This is a genomic window from Agarivorans sp. MS3-6 (assembly GCF_054112545.1).
The window spans coordinates 2,056,022-2,076,541 of sequence record NZ_CM134202.1 but is presented as its reverse complement, the minus strand read 5'-3'; the positions used below and the strand labels follow the sequence as shown (position 1 = coordinate 2,076,541).

General features: G+C 45.2%; 18 protein-coding genes. 11 read left to right on the top strand and 7 right to left on the bottom strand.

Annotated features, from left to right (window positions below):
* The first annotated feature begins 193 nt into the window (after nt 1-193).
* The 8 genes from ACVFI8_RS09445 (at nt 194) to ACVFI8_RS09410 (ending at nt 7,604) form a co-directional block, all read left to right on the top strand.
* Nucleotides 194-1,465, top strand: a complete 1,272-nt coding sequence (locus tag ACVFI8_RS09445; protein WP_457873680.1) for an O-acetylhomoserine aminocarboxypropyltransferase/cysteine synthase family protein — start codon at nt 194-196, stop codon at nt 1,463-1,465.
* Nucleotides 1,466-1,534: 69 nt separating this feature from the next.
* Entirely contained in the window at nt 1,535-1,855 is a 321-nt protein-coding gene (locus ACVFI8_RS09440) for a hypothetical protein (RefSeq protein WP_457873679.1), read from the top strand.
* Nucleotides 1,845-2,153 (top strand): hypothetical protein, encoded by a 309-nt coding sequence (locus tag ACVFI8_RS09435; protein WP_457873678.1) that lies wholly within the window; start codon nt 1,845-1,847, stop codon nt 2,151-2,153. Before ACVFI8_RS09440 ends, ACVFI8_RS09435 begins: the two co-directional genes overlap by 11 nt.
* 140 nt (nt 2,154-2,293) lie before the next feature.
* Nucleotides 2,294-3,988 carry a glycoside hydrolase family 5 protein gene (locus tag ACVFI8_RS09430; RefSeq protein ID WP_457873677.1) on the top strand — a complete coding sequence of 565 codons (1,695 nt, stop codon included), beginning with the start codon at nt 2,294-2,296 and terminating at the stop codon, nt 3,986-3,988.
* Between the two features lie 121 nt (nt 3,989-4,109).
* Nucleotides 4,110-4,793 (top strand): substrate-binding periplasmic protein, encoded by a 684-nt coding sequence (locus tag ACVFI8_RS09425; RefSeq protein ID WP_457873676.1) that lies wholly within the window; start codon nt 4,110-4,112, stop codon nt 4,791-4,793.
* Nucleotides 4,794-4,984: 191 nt separating this feature from the next.
* Nucleotides 4,985-5,548 (top strand): PepSY domain-containing protein, encoded by a 564-nt coding sequence (locus ACVFI8_RS09420; protein ID WP_248713716.1) that lies wholly within the window; start codon nt 4,985-4,987, stop codon nt 5,546-5,548.
* 63 nt (nt 5,549-5,611) lie between these two features.
* On the top strand, nt 5,612-6,292 hold the full coding sequence (locus tag ACVFI8_RS09415) for a response regulator transcription factor (RefSeq protein WP_248713717.1): 681 nt from the start codon (nt 5,612-5,614) through the stop codon (nt 6,290-6,292).
* On the top strand, nt 6,261-7,604 hold the full coding sequence (locus ACVFI8_RS09410; protein ID WP_457873675.1) for an ATP-binding protein: 1,344 nt from the start codon (nt 6,261-6,263) through the stop codon (nt 7,602-7,604). Before ACVFI8_RS09415 ends, ACVFI8_RS09410 begins: the two co-directional genes overlap by 32 nt.
* 489 nt (nt 7,605-8,093) lie before the next feature.
* Here the strand turns inward: ACVFI8_RS09410 and ACVFI8_RS09405 are convergent, their stop codons facing one another.
* The 7 genes from ACVFI8_RS09405 to yjeH form a co-directional block, all read right to left on the bottom strand.
* Nucleotides 8,094-9,272 carry an ABC transporter permease gene (locus ACVFI8_RS09405; RefSeq protein WP_457873674.1) on the bottom strand — a complete coding sequence of 393 codons (1,179 nt, stop codon included), beginning with the start codon at nt 9,270-9,272 and terminating at the stop codon, nt 8,094-8,096.
* Nucleotides 9,269-10,450 (bottom strand): ABC transporter permease, encoded by a 1,182-nt coding sequence (locus ACVFI8_RS09400; RefSeq protein WP_457873673.1) that lies wholly within the window; start codon nt 10,448-10,450, stop codon nt 9,269-9,271. Before ACVFI8_RS09400 ends, ACVFI8_RS09405 begins: the two co-directional genes overlap by 4 nt.
* A gap of 4 nt (nt 10,451-10,454) precedes the next feature.
* Nucleotides 10,455-11,438, bottom strand: coding sequence for an HlyD family secretion protein (locus ACVFI8_RS09395; RefSeq protein WP_457873672.1), 984 nt, complete (start codon nt 11,436-11,438; stop codon nt 10,455-10,457).
* A gap of 12 nt (nt 11,439-11,450) precedes the next feature.
* Nucleotides 11,451-12,854, bottom strand: a complete 1,404-nt coding sequence (locus ACVFI8_RS09390) for a TolC family protein (RefSeq protein ID WP_457873671.1) — start codon at nt 12,852-12,854, stop codon at nt 11,451-11,453.
* 287 nt (nt 12,855-13,141) lie between these two features.
* Nucleotides 13,142-13,657: a M48 metallopeptidase family protein gene (locus ACVFI8_RS09385; protein ID WP_248713723.1), complete on the bottom strand. Its 516-nt coding sequence runs from the start codon at nt 13,655-13,657 to the stop codon at nt 13,142-13,144.
* Nucleotides 13,658-13,737: 80 nt separating this feature from the next.
* Nucleotides 13,738-14,679 (bottom strand): DMT family transporter, encoded by a 942-nt coding sequence (locus ACVFI8_RS09380; RefSeq protein ID WP_248713724.1) that lies wholly within the window; start codon nt 14,677-14,679, stop codon nt 13,738-13,740.
* Nucleotides 14,680-14,902: 223 nt separating this feature from the next.
* Nucleotides 14,903-16,174 carry an L-methionine/branched-chain amino acid transporter gene (yjeH, locus tag ACVFI8_RS09375; protein ID WP_248713725.1) on the bottom strand — a complete coding sequence of 424 codons (1,272 nt, stop codon included), beginning with the start codon at nt 16,172-16,174 and terminating at the stop codon, nt 14,903-14,905.
* A gap of 539 nt (nt 16,175-16,713) precedes the next feature.
* On the opposite strand from yjeH, the gene nirB reads away from it, so the two are divergent.
* The 3 genes from nirB to ACVFI8_RS09360 are packed head-to-tail and all read left to right on the top strand — an operon-like array spanning nt 16,714 to nt 20,445.
* Nucleotides 16,714-19,272, top strand: coding sequence for a nitrite reductase large subunit NirB (gene nirB / locus ACVFI8_RS09370; protein ID WP_457873670.1), 2,559 nt, complete (start codon nt 16,714-16,716; stop codon nt 19,270-19,272).
* Between the two features lie 2 nt (nt 19,273-19,274).
* Nucleotides 19,275-19,598 (top strand): nitrite reductase small subunit NirD, encoded by a 324-nt coding sequence (gene nirD, locus ACVFI8_RS09365; RefSeq protein WP_457873669.1) that lies wholly within the window; start codon nt 19,275-19,277, stop codon nt 19,596-19,598.
* 34 nt (nt 19,599-19,632) lie between these two features.
* Nucleotides 19,633-20,445, top strand: coding sequence for a formate/nitrite transporter family protein (locus ACVFI8_RS09360; RefSeq protein WP_248713727.1), 813 nt, complete (start codon nt 19,633-19,635; stop codon nt 20,443-20,445).
* Nucleotides 20,446-20,520: the final 75 nt, after the last annotated feature.

Sequence of the window (20,520 nt, the reverse complement as noted above, 5' to 3'; positions counted from 1 at the left end):
ATGCTGATTGGCTAAGTGATACATCACCGTGTTTCGCTATTTTGTTCTTTCCTTTGGCGTAAATTGCGCTAAAACTAAATGTCACCTACGTGATCCTTGGTTTATTGCTGTTGGCCAGCAGTAAATGGAATTGCCAGTATCTACAGTAATGGCAAGCAGGGTTGTTTTATTCCTCTAAGCAGCGAGAACAGTAATGAAATTAGAGTCTTTAGCGCTTCACCATGGTTATGAATCAGAAGCTACCACCAAAGCCGCCGCAGTGCCTATTTACCAAACAACTTCATACACTTTTGACGATACTCAGCACGGTGCCGATCTGTTTGATTTAAAAGTGCCGGGTAACATTTATACCCGCATTATGAACCCCACTACTGACGTTTTAGAGAAGCGTGTAGCGGCCATGGAAGGCGGCATCGCTGGTCTCGCTCTTGCCTCTGGCATGGCAGCCATTACCTATGCCATTCAATGTATCTGCGAAGTAGGCACCAACATCGTGAGTACCAGCCAGCTTTATGGCGGCAGCTATAACCTGTTTGCACACAGCTTCCCTAAGCAGGGGATTGACGTACGTATGGTATCGGCGGATGACTTTGCCGGTTTTGAAGCCGCGATTGATGAAAACACCCGTGCGATCTTCTGTGAATCGATTGGTAACCCTGCCGGTAACGTGGTTGACTTAGTCAAACTGGCCGACATTGCGCACAAGCATGGCCTGCCTTTAATGGTAGACAATACCGTAGCCACGCCGTTTTTGTGTCGGCCAATAGAGTTAGGTGCCGATATTGTTATTCATTCTCTCACCAAATATATCGGCGGCCATGGCACCTCAATTGGTGGCATTATCGTTGATTCAGGCAAATTTGATTGGGTGGCTAACAAAGACCGTTTTAAAATCTTAAATGAGCCCGATCCTTCTTACCACGGCGTGGTATATACCGAGGCGCTAGGCCCAGTGGCATATATTGGCCGTTGTCGAGTGGTGCCTTTACGTAATACTGGCGCGGCTATTTCACCTTATAACGCTTTCCAAATCTTACAGGGTTTAGAAACTTTAGGCCTGCGTATGGAGCGTCATTGTGAGAATGCCGAGCATTTGGCTGCCTACTTAAAACAGCACCCTAAGGTGGAGTGGGTAAACTATGCGGCCTTGCCGAGCAGCCCATACCATGAGATTTGCCAGAAAATCTCGGGTGGTAAAGCTTCGGGTATTTTGAGCTTTGGTATTAAAGGCGGTAAAGAAGCTGGTGGTCGATTCATTGATGCCTTAGAAATGATTCTTCGCTTGGTAAACATAGGCGATGCTAAGTCATTGGCTTGTCACCCGGCCTCTACGACTCACCGTCAGTTAAACGACGAAGAGCTAGCCAAAGCAGGGGTCAGTGCCGACTTGATTCGAATCTCGGTAGGTATTGAAAACATCGGTGACATTATTAACGATGTGAGCCAAGCGCTTGATAAAGCATAGTAATTAACTTGTTGATTGAATTATTAAAAGCCACTTGTTAAAGTGGCTTTTTTGTTAGGGAGAACTGAAGTGCTTAGACTATTTGGGGCTGTGTTGCTGTTCTGGGGCTTTAGCGCCAATGCGGGGGTAGATACCAGCCCTTTGAATCATGTAGTCGTGGCTGAACATGCCGAAAGTTATCTCAAATTGAGAAATTATTCTTCAGTAGACATCTCTCTAGATATTTATGGTCAAGATATCAGTTTGGCTCCTAGGTCCGGTGCATTAGTCGCTTGCCAAGCATTTTCAGATTTGGAAATAACAGTTGTTGATCGTGAGGCGGTATTTTTCAGTGTGCCGTGTTCCAGCGTAGTGACGTTCAAAAAAGGTTTTCAACTCAATGCGGATTAATAACTCGATACCACAATATTTAGTGATCGTTGCCAGTGCACTTTTATTTGGCTGCTTAGACCCAGGTGGCGGAGACGATCCCAATACTTATTCATCTTGTCGCATTGTCGAGTCAAAAGCGCTGCTTCCGTGGGATCGCTATAATGATGAACTACAATGCTGGAACGCTTATGGTAACGGCTATCAAGAATATGAACGGGCAGTGGTGTGGTGTGAGAGCGAGATAAGATCTTACATACAAGAAAAATATACTATTCCCCCTTCGATGACTTACCAAATAGACACCACCAGTTGCTAAATGTGGTAGCGGGATTATTTTTTGTTTGATTCTCTGTTGTTGCTCATTGTGACGAGGAACCTGCTGTTGTCAGAGTGATTGGGCTCGCATTTATCGACCTTGTTATTGCCTATACTGCTCAGAAACCTTGGTGAGAGAGTATGCACAACGGTATAAATACAATTATTCAACGCTTACTGGTCTGTGTCGCTGGCCTAGTCTTACTGTGTGCTTGTAGCGTTAATGACCCAGTATTTCCCCCCTCCGACAGCCTAAACAGCGTAGATATTTACCGCTCACCGTCAAGCTATGATGACAACTTACGCCTACGGGTAGATGGCCGTTATATTGTTAACGGAAAAGGTGAAAAAGTCCGTTTGAAGGGCGTGGCTTTTGGCAACCAAGTATGGGCTAACACCCGCATTCCAACACAACATCATAACGAAAAAGACTTTAAGCGCCTGAAAGACATGGGCTTTAATAGCATTCGTTTTTACCTAAATTATCACACCTTTGAGAGTGACAGCGCGCCATATCAATACCATCAATCTGGCTGGGATTGGTTAGATAAAAATGTGCAGTGGGCGGAGAAACATGGCATTTATTTAGTGCTTAATATACATGTTCCTCAAGGCGGTTTTCAGTCGAACGGCGCAGGCGACGCTTTGTGGGATAAGCGAGACAATCAGCTGCGTTTGATTAGCTTATGGCAAGCCATTGCTAAGCGTTATCAAGGTCACCCTAATGTGGCGGCCTTAGATTTACTTAACGAACCTGTGACTACTCATAGTAAGCAACAATGGGAACGTTTAGCTAATGAGTTAGTGACGGCAATTAGGCAGGTAAATTCTCAGCAAATGATTTTTGTAGAACGGTTGCTGGCGGTGAAAAATCAATGGCAGCTTGATGAGCAGCAAAACTTTTTTAAGTTAAATGACCCCAATATTGTTTATCAATACCACTTCTATGAACCCATGGCGTTTAGCCATCAGCAAGCATCTTGGTTGCGTCAATACCAAACGCCCACTTATTATCCTGATTTGCAGCGCTTAAAAGTAGTGGGTTCTCCGTCTTGGTACGGCGCACAATTTGATAACCCCATCGTAAGCAGCAACAATGATTGGCAATACATTGAAGGGAAGAAGCTGCAATATAAAGACCCAAACGTTGACTTAATTTACCCTGCCTTAGTATCGGCAAACAACGCCGGTGATAGCTGGTTTAAGCAAGTTGTTATTAATGAATACGCGCCAGACGGCAAACAGTTACTGCGTGAAATTAACATAGACCTAAGCCAACAAGCCGGTTGGTATTTGTGGTCGGCCAATCAAAGAGGACGCTCTCAGCATTTTCGCCAAGCGGGTGAGGATGTGCTGCAAATTAGCGCTACCTCTAGTGATGCCAATAATGGCAGTTCACAACAATTTGTGGTGCCTAAAGCCGACCATTATTATCAAATATCTGGTTGGATAAAAACTCAGGGCACAGGCCTGGCTAGCCGTGTGCAGTTGCGCTTAGATTTTCAACATGGGGTTAAGGGTATTGTGGCTTGGGATAAGCCGCTAATCAAAACCCTTATTGAACCCATCGAGCGTTGGGGCGAGCAGCAACAAGTCCCTCTATACCTCGGTGAATTTGGGTGTATTCGCGCTTGCTTTGAACAGCAACGTGGAGGCTTGCAATGGATAAGTGATGTATTAGATGTTGTAGATGAATATCAAACTCATTTTAACTTTCACAGTTATCACGAAGATGCCTTTGCTCTGTATTATGGTAGCGGTAAGTTACCTCGAGAAACAGACTCAAATAAAGCGTTAATTCATTGGTTTAGCGATAGGTTGAGTAAGGGTGAGTAAGCTAAGTTGAGTTAACGATAATTTTTGCCACGTTATTCACCTTAGTTAGTATTTAGTCAACTACAATAAAAGGTAAGTTGTCTTTATTGCTCTCCTTATGGGTTAAGGAATAGGCATACGCATGAGAATTGTTCTGCTACTTATGCTGGTTTTGGCTATCACTAAGGTGTATGCCGATGAGCCACATCTACGTATTTCTACCGTAGAAAATGTTGCAGCCTACCCTGAGGTGGTCAACATGCTGTCTCGTGCTTATGCTGAATTGGGTTATCACATTGAGCTGGTGCCAATGCCAGCCAAGCGTTCACTGCGTCAAGCTAAAGAAAATATTGATATCGATGCTGAGCTGGCCAGAACTGAATATGCCGCTCCATTTCTGCCAAATCATTTGCGTATCCCTATACCCATTGCATACATCACGATCGCAGCTTTTGTGATGCGAGATGATCTGGAAATTGTTAACTGGCAAAGCCTACAGGCCTATGGCGTGGGTGGTGTCCGTGGTCATTTGTTCATAGAGTCGAAACTAAAAAACCACAACAAGCTGTTGTTTCTTAGCAGTGCTAACCAAGCCTTAACTATGTTAAGCAGAGGGCGGCTAGATGTGGTTATTTTGCCGCAGACCATGGGGGAATATGTAGTAAAACAAAATTGGCACTCTCAGGTAAAAATGGTTAGTCCTGCTTTAGATTATGTTCCGCTGTATCATTACCTTCACCAAAAGCACCATGCGATAGCCGGTAATCTTACCCAAGCACTGAGCAAGCAGGTAGATGCTCACTTGGTGAAGAATCAGGCTTATTAGTCTTTGTCTCGCGCTACTACTTATCATTTTAAGTTTGTGAGCGCTTGTGCTTAACTACCCTTTTGTGCTGTTGCTGTGCTGGGTAATTTACGCTTTGGCCAACATGAACAAAATGTAATCTGGCAGCCACCTTGCGGTAAGGCTGCCTTTAGTAAACTAATCAGCGTCAATTAACTCACTGGGATAAGCCAATGAAATTACCTATTAAACTGTCGAAAAAAATATGTGTTGCCGCTGTTATTGCTGTTACTTCCGCCGCTGCAGTCGCTGATGATGATGCCTTATCGGCTTTAGCAATTAAAAAAGCCGGCTTTAGCTTAGAGCAAGCCATTGAAAAAGTGCACAATAGCTACCCCGGCCAGATTACAGAATTAGAGCTTGATGACTACAAGGGGCAAGCGGTTTACGAGTTTGATGTGATTAATTTAGCGCAACAGCAAAAACACAAACTTAAGTTCAGTTTAGCTGATGGTGAAATGCTCAAAAATGAAAGCAGTAAGCTCAGTATTTTAGGTGTGAGTAAAATAGATGATGATGAGCGTTTAGCCTTAGAACAATTAGCGCAATCAGAATTATCTTTGCAGCAAACAGTCGCTATGCTTAATACTAAGTATCAAGCGCAGGTCCTGGAGTTTGAATTGGAGAATGAGAAAGGTATCACTTTCTATAAATTCAAGTTGCTAGGCGAACAGGGTAAACAACGAATTATTGTTGATGTGGCCACCGGTGAAACGATACCGGTACTTAAACACTAAGTTATTCACTGCAGGGTCAGTGTTCGCACTGGCCAAAGACTTTCTAACAAAGGGCAGGTTTGCGTGCGAATACTCGTTGTAGAAGATGATTTAACCACCCAGCAATTCTTGCAACGGGCTTTAACTGAGCAAGGTTATCAGGTGGATGTAGCCAGTGATGGTCAGCAAGGCTTATTTTTCGCCTTGGAGCACGATTACCAACTCATTGTATTGGACCGAATGCTGCCAAAGCTTGATGGGCTGACGGTGTTGTCTACTTTACGTAGTGCCAATAAAACTCTGCCAGTGATCATCCTTAGTGCCTTAGATAGCGTAGATGAGCGGGTCAAGGGCTTACGAGAAGGCGGTGATGATTACTTAGTGAAGCCTTTTGCCTTAGCTGAATTGTTAGTGCGAATTGAGATTTTAACCCAACGCCAACGTGGTCAGCTTGATTCGCAAACCAATACACTGCAGGTAGCTGATTTGAGTATGGACTTACTGGCACGGAGAGTATGGCGAGGCCAACAAGAAATACAGTTACAGCCAAAAGAATTTAAATTACTTCGCTATTTAATGGAACATGCTGGTCAGGTAGTGACTCGTACCTTGTTGTTTGAGGCCGTATGGAATTATGATTTTGACCCGCAAACCAATGTGATTGATGTGCATGTGGCACGCTTAAGAAAAAAGGTAGAACTTGATGGTCTTAGCCCACTACTTGAAACCGTACGTGGCGTGGGTTACCGGATGGTGGCGCAATAACCACCGAGCAAGCTCTGTTTGGCGATTGACCCGCCTTTATACTGGCTTATTGATGCTGGTGGTGGGTATTTTGCTGTGGGTGCTGTATCAATTAAGCGTTGGCCAACTTGGTCGTAGCCAAAGCCAGCAATTAAGCCAATTAGTGCAACAGCAGCAGCTGTTAGCCGAAGAGCTTAATCAGCAAGATTTCATTAGCCAATTTACTTTGCAGGCAAAGCAATCTAAGCAGTTTGTTTTAGCTTACAGTGATGGCAATACTACCTATGGGCGTTTGGCTTCTATCCCCAAACGAGCTAAAACTTGCCCGCGCCTCGCTCGCTTTCCGGTATATAACTATAATGAAATTCGGTTGTTTTCTGGCTGTGTTCAAAGCCTTAGTAATGGCCAATTGCTGGTGGCTACCGATGATGAAGCCCTGTTTGATTTACGCGAGCTGTTTCTTCAAGCCAGCATGGTTGCTTTGGCCTTAGCACTAGGCTTAGGTTTAATGACCGGTTGGTTTTTTTCGGCGCAAGTATTGCGCAGAGTAAACAGTTTTAATCATATTGCTCAGCAAGTTGAAGCCGGGGAGTTGAGTGCGCGGGTACCGATCGGGCCGCGTAATGATGAATTTGATCATATGGCTAAACACATCAACAAAATGCTCGCCCAAGTGGAGCACTCTTTTCAAGCTATCGCGGGTGTTACTGACGCGGTCGCTCATGATTTACGTACCCCATTAAGTCGCTTACGCTTGCGTATAGAGCAGGCCTTATTGGATGTTGAACATCAAGATATAGGTGCCAAGCAATTGGCGCAAATGTTAGCTGAGTTAGACCAAATACTCAGCACCTTTACAGCGATGTTAGAGTTAACGCGTTTAGAGCAACATCAACAAAAATCTTCGTTTAAAGCGGTCGATTTAGCTACCGTTGCTGAAGATGCCATCGAGCTTATTCAGCCTCTCTGCCAAGACAGGCAGCAAAACTTACAGCTCACTATTTTGCAGCCTTGTACTATAAGTGGTGATGCCACTTTGTTGTTTCGAGCTATTTATAATTTGCTGGAAAATGCCAGTAAATATGCAGGAGAGCAGAGTGATATTGAGTTGATGATTAACGGTGATGGTTTTGCCTTAAATGACACTGGCCCGGGGATCCCAGAGGAGGAAACCGATAAGGTGTTCCAGCGTTTGTATCGTTTGGAAAGTAGCAGAAATAGCCCCGGTTATGGCTTGGGTTTACCCTTAGTACGAGCCATTATTCGCTTGCATGGCGGGGAGATTAAATTGGAAAATAATCGGCCCGGCTTACGGGTTGCGGTGACTTTCTAGCCAACTCGGGTTTATGGGGCGTATAAAAAAAGCCAGTGCTCATACAGGGCACTGGCTTTAAACCTAAAATAAAAGTGACTAAATTTCAGGCTGTTGTGTCGAGAGCAATTATGAATGTACTTTGACCTTCTTGAGCTTGTTGGCTTTTCGAGCGAAGTAATTCACGTAATAAGTAAAATAAAACTGTTCCATATTTTTTCCCACCATCCAATGTTAATCACTGATGCGTTAGGCTAACAGCCTAATCACACGTACAGCCGGCTAATACCAGACTGTAAGGTGCGAGCGTATTGCTCTACCTAGCTAAGATACCACCATGGCTACAATTGTTTACAGTTTAAACAAATAGATCTGTGAGCGGTGTTGATGATTTGTTACTTCTGTGTATGTTTTTTGTGATGGCGAGTTGTTTGGTTTAAGCTATTGAATATTATGATTTTAATCATTAGCTCAAGCTCGGCCTACAAACGTAGGCCATTAATGATTCATCTACAGAGGCTCTTTTTCAGAGCTTATTAAAGCCATTTTCGGTGATGATTGGGTTTGCCGGTACAATATGGCAGTGGCCAAACTGAAGTAGCAAGCGGCCAATATCCATAAATGGGTAAAGTGTGTCTGTATTTCTTGAAAGCTCGCGCCCATCTGGTTCATCTTTAACATGCCTTGCACCATTGGTTTGGCGGGCACTAAGTCGGCAATAATGTTGAGCGGCATAGGAATTGAACTAATAGGCCAAATAAACCCACATAAAAATACTATAGGTAGCGAGGTCATCACACCCACAATGGTGGCATAATCACGATTAGGTAATATGGCCGCGATGCACATGGCCAAGCCACTGGTGGCGAGTAAAAAAGGCAGCAATAGTTTGTTGATGTCACCAATACTGGCCCAATGGTGTACACCGTAAAAATCTAAAACCACACCAATATAAAAGCTGCTCATTAACCAATATATCGCAACAAACAACAAGCTACGTACAGTCACTATTTTCCATGCAGGAAAGAAGCGGCCCATGTTGGGTTTGGTGGCTGGGATGCTGGGGCCAGCATGCAAGCCAATGGCAATCAGTAAGGTTTGGTGCAAAATAACAATAAATACAGCGGGAATGACATAATCCAAATACCCTTGATGGGTATTAAAGGCAGCGTTAGCGCTCAGTTTCACCGGTGAATATAAGGTGCTAGCTAGAGAGCTAGGCACGCCGTCAACCACCATTTTAGCCACCTTGACTTGTGCCGCTAGGGTGGCTGAGGTCGTCGCTAAGCCTTGTACAATGGTGCCATACACCAAGAAATAAGAGGCATCACCGGCGTAAGAGAGGGTTGGTGAGCGGCCCATTAATACATCGCGATAAAAATGCTTAGGGATTACCAGTAAACCACCCACCTGACGCTCTACCAATAGTTGCTGGGCCTCTTCAATACTGGATACTTGCTGGCTCACTTGGAGCAGCGGATTAGCATTCACCATTCTAATGAGTTGCCGGCTTAGTTGGCTGCCATCGGCATTAATCACCGCAATGGGTTGCTGCAGAGGGGTTTGTTTAATGTATGGTTGCGGGTATAAAAAAGCATATAACAGTAGCCCGCCAAATACCGTTAGCAATAAAGCTCGGTTGGCTAAAATACGGCGGGCTTCTATTTGTAATAATACTAACCAAGTCATGCTTTTACCTCACTTGTTGCTGAACAACTGAAGCGAATTTTAACTAGCCAGGCTGCGCTGATAAAAGCCAGAAAAAATAGCAGTAGGGTGTGTAATGAGGGGAGTGATTGTAATAAGCCTGCCCCATAGTTAGCCTGTGAAACCTGAACTTCAATGTAGTGAGTTACCGGGATGAGTTGTCGCCAAAACTGCGCAAACCATGGCATGTCACTCACCGGAAAGGTGATACCCATAAAGGCGAAGCTGGGGGCGGTAAGCGCGCCAGCAAAACTTAATGCTCGCGCCATATCTTCAAACAGTAGCATGAAGATTAAAGCAATTGCCTGAGAAGCAATAACACACAATAACAAAGCCAGTAATAATACGCTCCAAGAGCCGCGCATCGGCCAGTCAAAGCCATGAAACATCAAGGTACATAACAAAATACCTTGGAGCCAAAGTAGCCCGCCAAAGAAGAGTAATTTCACGGATATTTTTTGCCAAGCTTGATTGGCTAGCCAGTGTTTATAGCTGTTGTCTCGCAATTCAGCGTTTAAGGCCAAAATCATCACTACCATGATCAGTATTTGCCAAAAAGCGGGCAGAGCGGCAGAAACAATGAACTGCGCATAGTTGCTGTTACCGTTATAGAGTGCGCTGATTTGATTGCGAATAGGCACCGATGAACTGAGTGCTTGCAATACTTGGGTATTGCCTTGGCTTAGCGCTCGGGCCACGCCTACCTTAGCCGAAAAAGTACCATGGCTTTGCTGTAGGGCTGAGTTAACCTGCTTACCTAACACCATAAACTGACTATTGTAATAAGCGGCAACTGTTGGCGTTTGAGCCAGTTTAGTGTGCTTCTCTAAATCTGTAGGAATGACCACCAAAGCCGATACTTCGGCTGTGCGAAGTAACCGCCGCGCTTCGATTTCGTCTGCTACGCTAATCACTTGTAGGCTTGGGTTCGCATCATAATGGGCAATTAAACTGCGCGATAACTGGCTATGGTCGCGGTCAACCACTGCTATGTGTAAATCACGGGTTAGGCCCGAAGAAAATACCCACCACACACCAAGAAAGGCCACTAAAGGCAACCAAGTGAGCATTGCCATTAGCCAGCGGTTATCTCGCAGCAGGCACCATTGCTGGGCAAATAATTGGCCGACGCTCAATCTGTTAGTGGCTGAGGGCTGCATCAGCTTATTGCTCTAATTGTACGATTGCGCTCATGCCTACACGCAGTTGTTCAATCTGCTGTAGGGGTCTGGCTTCAACTTCAAACGTGCGTAAATCAAAGCCGGTACGGCTATCGGTAGCACGCCAAGTGGCAAAGTCGCCCATGACTGCTACATGCGCTACTTCAAATTTGAAGCTTTGATGATCTAATGCGGGCAGGCTCGCACTAAATTGCTGACCTTTTTGGAACTGGCTCAGTTGGTCTTCACGCACATGTAAAATTAACCAAGCGTCTTGCATGTCGATAATGGATACCACAGGAAAGCCAGTAGGGGCTAATTCGCCCGTTTGCAGTAATAACTGGCTTACTTCACCCGAGTGCCAACTTTTCACTAAGGTATCGCTAGAGAATGCTTCAACTTCGGCAACCACGCCGGCAGCAGCGCGAACTTGCTCTAAGGCGGCGCGTTTAGTTTCGTCGCGAGCACCTTCTTTGGCTAGTTGATACATTTGTGAGGCGGCATTTTCGGTATAACGAGACGCTTGCCATTGGGTATATGCCTCATCACGTTTTTGTTCAGACACTACGCCATCATTAAATAAATTGTCTACGCGCTGGTAGGTTTTTTCAGCGAGCTTAGAAGCGGCGAGTGCTTTTTGCCATTGATCTTTAGCGGCTGATATTTCTTGGCTGCGGGCACCGTTTTCAGCTTGATCGGCCATCGCAGTGGCGGCTTCTTGCCCGGCTTTTGCTTGCTCTAATTTGGCGTCTAACTCTGGGCTAGTGATAGAGAAAATCAACTGCCCCGGCTCAACTTTATCGCCTTTTCTCACTAACACTTGGTCAATGCGCCCTGCCACTTTCGACGAGATGTTGTATTGCTGAGCCTCAATTTGACCCTGCAAAATATGCGGTTTAGGCTGGTAGGCTTGCCAAAAGGAGTACGCCACCCAAGCGATAATCGCGATCAGTGGAACAATGGGTAAAACGGCAGAAAACTTGCGCATAATAATTAAACCCTAATCAAAACGGTAATATTGTGAAAATTGTGCCATTTCACCGCTCAATGCGGTGAGTTTTGCTAAGGCAATGACATGGTGGTAAGCCGCCGATTGACGCTGTGTTTTTACACTGGCTTGATACATTTCTGCATCCACTACATCTAATGAGGTGGCTAAACCTTGGCTAAAAGCTTTAAGGCGGATCCGTAAATTTTCTTTCGATAGCGCCAAGGTAGATTCTAAGCCTTGGTATTCTTCTAGTGCTTGCTCTGCTTCTCGATAAGTCTTCTCCACCAACAAACCCAAATCGCGCTCGGCTTGCGCGCGAATATAGCCAATTTGAACCAGCGTACTATTGGCTGCCAACACTTTGCCTGAGCGACCAGAGTTATCAATTAGGGGGACAGACACTCCTACACCTACCATCCAATCGGGGGCATATTTGGCGGCTAAGCTATCGCCCTTGTAGATGTCGTAGTTACCAAACATATACACCTCGGGTAGGTAGCTTCCTTTAGCAATGGTCACCATTTTTTTGGCCTGCTCGGCTTTACTGTCAAGAATAGCTAAACCCGGATAACCATTTAAAGTGTGCGACATAAAGCTTTCTAGTTCGGGAATTTGTTCTTCGGTAAATAAGCGAGTACTGGGTTCAACCGCCTGTTGGCTGTGCAATAACTCTCGCAGGGCCAGTTGGGCAATCTCATAATTACGTAGGGCTTTTTTAGTATCTACTTTAGCTTTATCAAATGACGCATCGGCCTGTAGTCTTTCAACAAAGGCTATTTGGCCTTGTTGTTCAAGTTTAAGAGCGTTGCGCTGGTGTTTTCTTAGGCCATCTTCTACATCTTTGTAAGTTTCAGCCACTTGAGCGGCTAATACTACGCCAAAGTAAACTTTGGCTAAATCTTCAAATTTAGCCTGCTGTTGCATGGCTAATACTTTGCCTGCTTCAATATTTTGCTCGCGAGCGATATCTATCGCTGCACCACGCCGCCCACCAGTATACAAAGGCCAAATGGCTCGAATCGAGCTGGTAGTAATATCTTGTTCAGTAAAATTAGTGACTGTTGGTAAGTTTAATAATGGTGCGAGTATTTGCCCTAATGCAGGGTCTAAGCCACTTAAATCGAGTGACGCTAGCGGCTCCAAGTCTTTTAAATCTAAAGACACCGGTTTTTCTAAACGCGTATAGTTACCGGTTAAATCTACCTTGGGGTAATACAAGTCTTTGGCGGCATCACGCATCGCTTCTGATCTTGCTACGCTAGCTTTATTGGCTGCCAGGCTTTCGTTTTTCTCTAACACCTCAAGCCAAGCTTGTTCAAAGCTAATCGCCAACGCGGGGGGAGTGGCAAAGAATGCCAATAATAACATTGGCCACATTGTTTTGAGTAATGGGCTAAAAACGTATTGAATCACAGAGCCATTGTCCTTATGGGATTAGAGTATTTACTCTATCTTAAGTTGCGTATTTCATTCAAGCTATTTAGCGCTTTGTTCCTCTAGCTTAGAGTTATATAAGCTCAATAGCTAATTTAAGCTCAATTGGCACGAAGGAACATAAGCGATAGTGCATTTAGATGAAGTATAGGCATGGCCGGTGTTCCTGCTCTATAGGCTAAGCAAGTAGCTTGCCCAAACATAGCTTGGTTATTTTGTGTAAACAGGAGGCTAAAATCGCCAGTTAGAGTCTCCTTTAAAAAGAGTTAGTAAATGGGCCCAATTATTTCTAACTGGGTTAAATATACTCGTGTATCAAACTCCAGTTGGTGATAATTAGGCAGCATATGTTGGCAGAGTTGATAAAAGGCTTTGTCGTGCTGTTTTTCTTTTAAGTGAGCCAGTTCATGCACCACTATCATGTTTAAAAATGGTTCTGGCACCTTTTGAAATAGGCTGCTTATGCGGATCTCATTTTTACTTTTTAGCTTGTTACCCTGTACTCGCGAGACATAGCTATGTAAGCCTAAAGCATGTTTCACCACATGGATTTTTTTGTCGTAAATGACCTTGCTGAGTGGGGCCGATTTTCGCATATAGCGACTTTTAAGCTCGGTCGCATAGTCGCGTAATTCTTTGTCGTTATGAATGGTGTGCACTGTTGGATATTTAGTTAACAAAAATTCGGCCAGCCTTTGCTGGTCGAGCAGCATTTGGATTTTTTCAGTTAACTCTGCGGGGTAAGCGTTGAGGTATTTAAGGGTGCTCATCGTGGTGTTCATTGTTTCACTGTTCCCCCAGTGTAACTGGGTAAAAGGCTAAGGCATAGCCAAGCCGTTTAGCGATGCCTTAAGGCCTTTGACTATTTTCGGTTGAGCATTGCCACCGCCATAATCACTAACGCAATGCCGACCAACTGATAAAGGCTAATACTGTCGCCTAATACCCAGTTAGCCATTAACAGTGTAAACACCGGGCCGGCACTACCTGAAATTGCAGTGCGCTGTGCGCCAATGCGGTTAATCGCTTCGCTAAATAGAAACGAAGGGATCACCGTTGAAAATATCGCCATGTATAAAGCATAGACATATACCTGCTCAGGGTAGGAGTCTAGAGGGTTTAAGCTATCCTGCAGGAAAAAGTGAATGAATATTGCCAAGCTAGCAGCAATCATTGCTATACAGGTAAAAGCTTGGCTGCCTATTTGGTTAACAATGGCTTTACTAAAGACCAAATAGAAAGCAAAACTAAATGCACTCGCTACCACCAAGCCAGTGCCAAGCAGTACTCCTTGGCTTAAGCCTTGGTTGCTGGTTTCACTCCACATCATTAAGGCTACACCTAACCAACTTATCGGCAGCGCTACTATAAACACCGCTTGTGGTTTGTGCTGATACACTAACCAGGCTAATAAAATGGTAAAGCTGGGATAGACATAAAGCACCACTCGCTCGAGTGGGGCAGAGATATACTGTAAGCCACTTAAATCTAAATAGCTGGCAAGGTAATAACCAGCAATGCCGACCAACGATGCGGTGAGCAAATGGCTAGCGATGGGTTTATTGGTAAACCGTCCGCGCAGCCACCAAAATAAGCCTAATGCTAAATATATTGGTAAGCTAAAGGCCATGCGCAGAGTCATAAGGCTTGCCGGATCAATGCCATCGAGGTAAGCCAGCTTGATCCAAATACCTTTTAAAGAAAACAACGCGGTGGCGAGTAAGGCTAAGGCTAAGCCGATGGTTGTGGGAGGTATTCGGGCGATAACAGCGCTTACCCGCTGGTGTGAGTTACTTATATTCATGTCCTTCGTGCCTTATTTCTGGTGTTTAATAATGGCTACGAAGGGCAAAAGTCTGGCTGCGCTTCGCAGCCAGTGAGCAATCTATAACAAATCTTCACCGCTGCAAAAGGTAAGCAGCAGCCACAGTTTAGCTAACGTCGCGGGCGTGATTAGCGCGAGCTGACTGATTAGCGGCAGTGTGGTTAACCATGTCATAGCTTTTCCTTGATGGTGAAGTTTTAGCCTACGAAATAGTTTTGTTTTGAGCAAGCTTTCGTTGTGACAATTTATCCCAGCCGCTACCAAGCACTAAAAAGATCACCGATAACAGCAAGGCATATACACTTTGTAGTCCCAGAGCGAGCAGTAACAAGCAGCATAATGCACAGCCTATCAGAGCGAGTATTCGCACAAAGCCTTTAAGCAAAACCACGCCTGCCAGCATGCTGAGCAAATACACCATAATGAAGTTACCGTTGGCATAGCGGATCAAATCATCTAGCGCTAACTGAAATGACCAAGCCACAAAACAACTGAGCACACAGGCCAACACAATGGCAAATAAGGCATAAGTTGGCACTTTATTTGGCGATAAGTAAGCCAGCTTTTTGGGAAGTTGCCCCTCGTCAGCCATGCTCCACAATAATCGGGCGAATCCTTGAATGTAAATATTGATGCTGGCGAAACAAGCAAAATAACCAATTATCGCGGCTAACCAGCTGGCTTGTTGACCAAACAGCAGTGCAACGATGTGCGGCAGGGATTGAGTATTGGCTAATTGGTCACCATAAGCACCATATTTTAGTACCACAACCGAAGCTGCCCAATAGACAGCACCAGCCACGAATACCCCGAGTATTAAAGCGATGGGGAAATCACGCTTGGGCTGGCGAAACTCTTCCCCCATATGGGCAAAAGCTTCAATGCCGACAAAGCACCAAAACATTACCGCTAGTGCTGGTGCGATACTTGGGCTGGAGAGCTGCTCCGGTAGGGCGTAATCAGTGATGACTATATCCGCTTGCCACCACAGTGCGGCCACTAAAGCGATGATGGCTAAAGCAATAAGCCCTTGCACATTCCCTGATAGCTTGGCACCACCTAAACCCAGTAATAGGATGGCGAGCAGCGTACCAAGTTGAATGACTAAAGCCATTAATGGGCTGATTGAGAATAAAGATTGCCAAAAGCCCGTTGCCATGACTAAGGCGGCAGGCAAACCCACAGGTAGCACGGAAATAAACAAAAACGCCGTGAGTTTTTCGCTATGCCCACCCAAGGCTTTGCCTACGAAGTGCGCGGCTCCACCGGCATGTGGGTAGCGCTTACCTAAGGCGGCAAAAGTAAAAGCGATAGGTAATACCAAGGCAATCAGCAGCAGCCAAGCAACCAGCGAGTGGCGTTCGGCCACACTGGCAGCAATGGCTGGAACCACAAATATCCCTGTTCCTAATAATGAGGTAGCCAATAAGGCGACTCCTTGGCTAATTCCTAATTGTTGCTTTAGACGGCTCATTTGATTTTGCTCTGGCGGCTTTGAATTTATGATGATACGCCTGAAGTGGCGCTGGGTTAGCTGTTAAGTTATCGGAAATAAAAGAAATATTGTCGGTAGTGACCGTGAAATTAACGGTCAGTGGTTTAGGGCCTTTTAGTGGCAGCTATTGCCGCCCCATCCATCATTTAAGACTCACAGGAAGTCGAGCGTAAACCGTCATTAATCATCAGATGCGTCAAATAACATTTAGTTAACCTTACTATGATTTTATCTGCCCCTTCGCTTGCATGATTGAGCTTCAAAACTTGCTGATATTGGTTACTTATAGCGATTTTGTAAAAAATAATTTGTCTTGTTTACAAAAACACGTTCTCAGAAAAACGTCTATTTTAGCGGCACTTTATTACCAAAGTGTAATGAAATTACATCATCTGTGTGGTTTTTGAGCGATATACCTCTTTAGGGTAGTTTGAAGTTGTTATTGATCTACATCATTTATTTATTTTTGTTACATCCTATTATCCGCGCATTATTTTGATTTTGTCCCTAGGAAGTCTATGAGCAAGTTGAAGCTAGTTGTCATTGGTAACGGTATGGTTGGTCATCGCTACCTAGAAGATTTAGTTGAAAAGGCCGATTTGAGCCAGTTCGACGTGACGGTTTTCTGTGAAGAACCTCGCGTCGCTTATGACCGCGTTCATTTGTCTTCATACTTTTCTCATCACACCGCTGAAGAGTTGTCGTTAGTTAAACATGGTTTCTACGAGAAGCACGGCATTGAAGTATTGTTGGGTGAACGCGCAATTAACATCAATCGCGACCAACAAGTGGTTTACTCAAGCACGGGTCGTGAAATTAACTATGACAAACTGGTTATGGCCACTGGCTCTTATCCGTGGGTGCCGCCGATTAAAGGCAGTGAGAACAAAGATTGTTTTGTCTACCGCACCATTGAAGATCTAAAAGCGATTGAGGCCTGCTCTAAAAAGAGTAAAAGTGGTGCCGTTGTTGGCGGAGGCTTATTGGGTCTAGAAGCCGCTGGCGCACTAAAAGCGCTAGGTGTAGAAACTCACGTGATTGAGTTTGCACCGGTATTAATGGCTGAGCAATTAGACCAGCAAGGTGGTTTATTACTACGCAATAAAATTGAACGTATGGGCGTGCAAGTGCACACCAGCAAAAATACCTTAGAAATTCAGGCGCAAGGCGAGCAAGCGCGCAATACGATGCAGTTTGCTGACGACACGAAACTTGAAGTTGACTTCATCGTTTTCTCTACCGGTATTCGCCCACAAGACAAATTAGCGCGTCAGTCAGAGTTGGCGATAGCCCCGCGCGGCGGCATCGCCATTAATGATCAATGTTTAAGTTCAGACCAGAACATCTACGCCATCGGCGAGTGTGCTTCTTGGAATGAAAGCTTCTTTGGTTTAGTGGCGCCTGGTTACAAAATGGCGCAAGTGGCGGTTGATCATTTATTAGACCGAGATAATGCCTTTGAAGGCGCCGACATGAGCGCCAAGCTTAAGTTACTCGGGGTAAAGGTAGGTAGCATCGGTGATGCTAATGGTCGCACGCCGGGCTGTAAGAGTTTCGTATACCAAAATGATGAAGAGGGCGTTTACAAACGCTTAATCGTTTCCGAAGATGGCAAAAAATTATTAGGTGCGGTATTGGTGGGTGACACTGCTGATTACGGCAACTTGCTTCAGCTTAAACTGAACAATATGGATCTGCCAGAACACCCCGATTCATTGATTTTGCCTGCTCATGCGGGGGGTGAAAAACCCACAATGGGGGCTGACTCATTGCCTGATAGTGCTGTGATTTGTTCTTGCTTCGATGTTACCAAGGGTAAGATAGCGGCAGCGGTTGCCGACGGACAAACCACGGTGGCTGAGATTAAGGCCTCTACCAATGCCGGCACGGGGTGTGGTGGTTGTTTACCGCTAATTGGCCAAGTGCTTAACGCCGAGCTTGCCAAAGCGGGTGTTGAAGTCAAAAACCACCTCTGTGAACACTTTGAATATTCACGCCAAGAGTTATTCCACCTGATCCGTATTGAAGGCCTAAAAAGCTTTGACCAAGTACTGACTAAACATGGTAAAGGTTATGGCTGTGAAGTATGTAAACCTGCGGTTGGCTCAATTATGGCGTCATGCTGGGGGGACCACGTATTAACGCCACAACTGGTTAGCCTGCAAGATACCAATGATAATTTCCTTGGCAACATGCAAAAAGATGGCACTTACTCGGTTATTCCACGTATGCCTGGCGGCGAAGTCACGCCTAAAGCACTGGCCGTATTAGCGGAAGTCGCGGAAGAGTACACACTTTACACCAAAGTAACCGGTGCCCAGCGGATTGGTTTATTTGGCGCACAAAAAGACGATTTACCCACCATTTGGCGCAAGCTTGTTGAGGCGGGTTACGAAACTGGCCAAGCCTACGGTAAAGCATTGCGTATGGCGAAAACCTGCGTAGGTAGCACCTGGTGTCGTTTTGGTGTGCAAGACAGTGTTGGTCTAGGGGTAATGCTAGAAAACCGCTATAAAGGTATTCGTACTCCGCACAAAATGAAGTTTGGTGTATCAGGCTGTACTCGCGAGTGTGCTGAAGCTCAAGGTAAAGATTTAGGCATTATTGCCACCGATGCTGGGTGGAACATGTATGTTGGCGGTAATGGTGGCATGAAACCTCGCCACGGTGATTTGCTAGCCGCTGACTTAGACCAAGCAACCTTAATTAAGTATGTAGACCGTTTCATGATGTTCTACATCCGTACCGCTGACAAATTACAACGTACTTCTGTGTGGTTAGAAAATTTGGAAGGCGGCGTAGATTACCTGCGTGAAGTGATCGAGAATGACAAGTTAGGCATTAATCAGCAGCTAGAAGCCGATGTCGCCAAGCTTATCGAAAACTTCAGTTGTGAATGGACCGATACCATTAATGATGAAGCTCAGCTTAAGCGCTTTGCTCACTTCATTAACAGTGACCAGCGTGATGACAACGTGGTGTTTGTGGCTGAACGCGAACAGCATCGCCCCGCTAGCTTTACAGAAAAAAATCCGAGCGCAAAAGGCGACATCCTACATGTTGAGTTGGAGGCATAATCATGAGCTTTGAAACCGTTTGTAAACTAAACGACATCACCCCCGGTACGGGTATTTGCGCCTTGGTGAATGGAGCTCAAGTTGCCTTGTTCCGTCCACGAGATGATGAACAAGTATTCGCCATTAATAATATGGACCCTTTTGCTCAATCTAACGTGTTATCACGCGGTTTGATTTGTGAGCATCAAGGCCAACTTTGGGTCGCTAGCCCACTAAAAAAGCAACGCTTCCACTTAGAGAGCGGTAAATGCTTAGAAAACCCAACGGTGTCAGTGGCTAGTTATCCAGTAAAAGTGAGCGCCGGCAAGGTTGCTGTAAGCGCGTAAAGAATTTCGATTTAACGTTAAATTAAGGACCAATATGTCTTATGTAAAACCTGCTGAATTCGCTCAGATGATGATCGATGCCGGTGAAAGCAAAGTATTTATGTCTACCCGCGATACCATTATTCGCGGCATCATGGCGGGTGCTATTTTAGCTATCGCTGTAGCGGTCGCGATTACAGCGGCAGTGCAAACCGGCATGCCAATTGTGGGTGCTTTGGTATTTCCGGTGGGCTTTTGTATTTTGAACCTAATGGGCTTTGATTTAATGACCGGTGTATTTGCGCTAGCGCCATTACCCTTGTTAGAAAAACGCCCAGGCGTAACCAAAGCTGGCGTATTGCGTAACTGGGGTTTAGTGGGTCTAGGTAACTTGATTGGCTCAGTATCGGTAGCGTTTTTGGTTGCCTTAACCTTTACCATGAATTTCAGTGTAGAGCCTGGCGCTGTTGGCCAAGCCTTCATTAAAGCGTCTACCGCGCGAACTTTAGGCTTTGCAGAGCATGGCTTAAATGGCTGGATCACCGTATTTGTAAAAGGCATCTTATGTAACTGGATGGTATGCCTAGGTGTCGTGGGCGCTATGACCTCTAAAACCGTTGGCGGTAAAGTACTGGCGATGTGGTTCCCTATCTTTATCTTCTTTGGTTTGGTATTTGAACACGCGGTAGTAAACATGTACCTGTTCCCATTAGGTATGATGTTAGGTGCAGAGTTCACGATTGCTGATTGGTTAACTTGGAACCTTATTCCTGTCATCCTTGGCAACATCGTAGGTGGTTTATTAGTGACGGGTATGAGCATTTACTTCACTCACGGTAAAACCTTGCCACAGCGTAATGCGGCTTAATTAGCCAAAGCTATCGCCCCAATAGCAAGATAAAAAAGCCTCTAGCCAATTTGTGCTTAGGGGCTTTTTGTATAT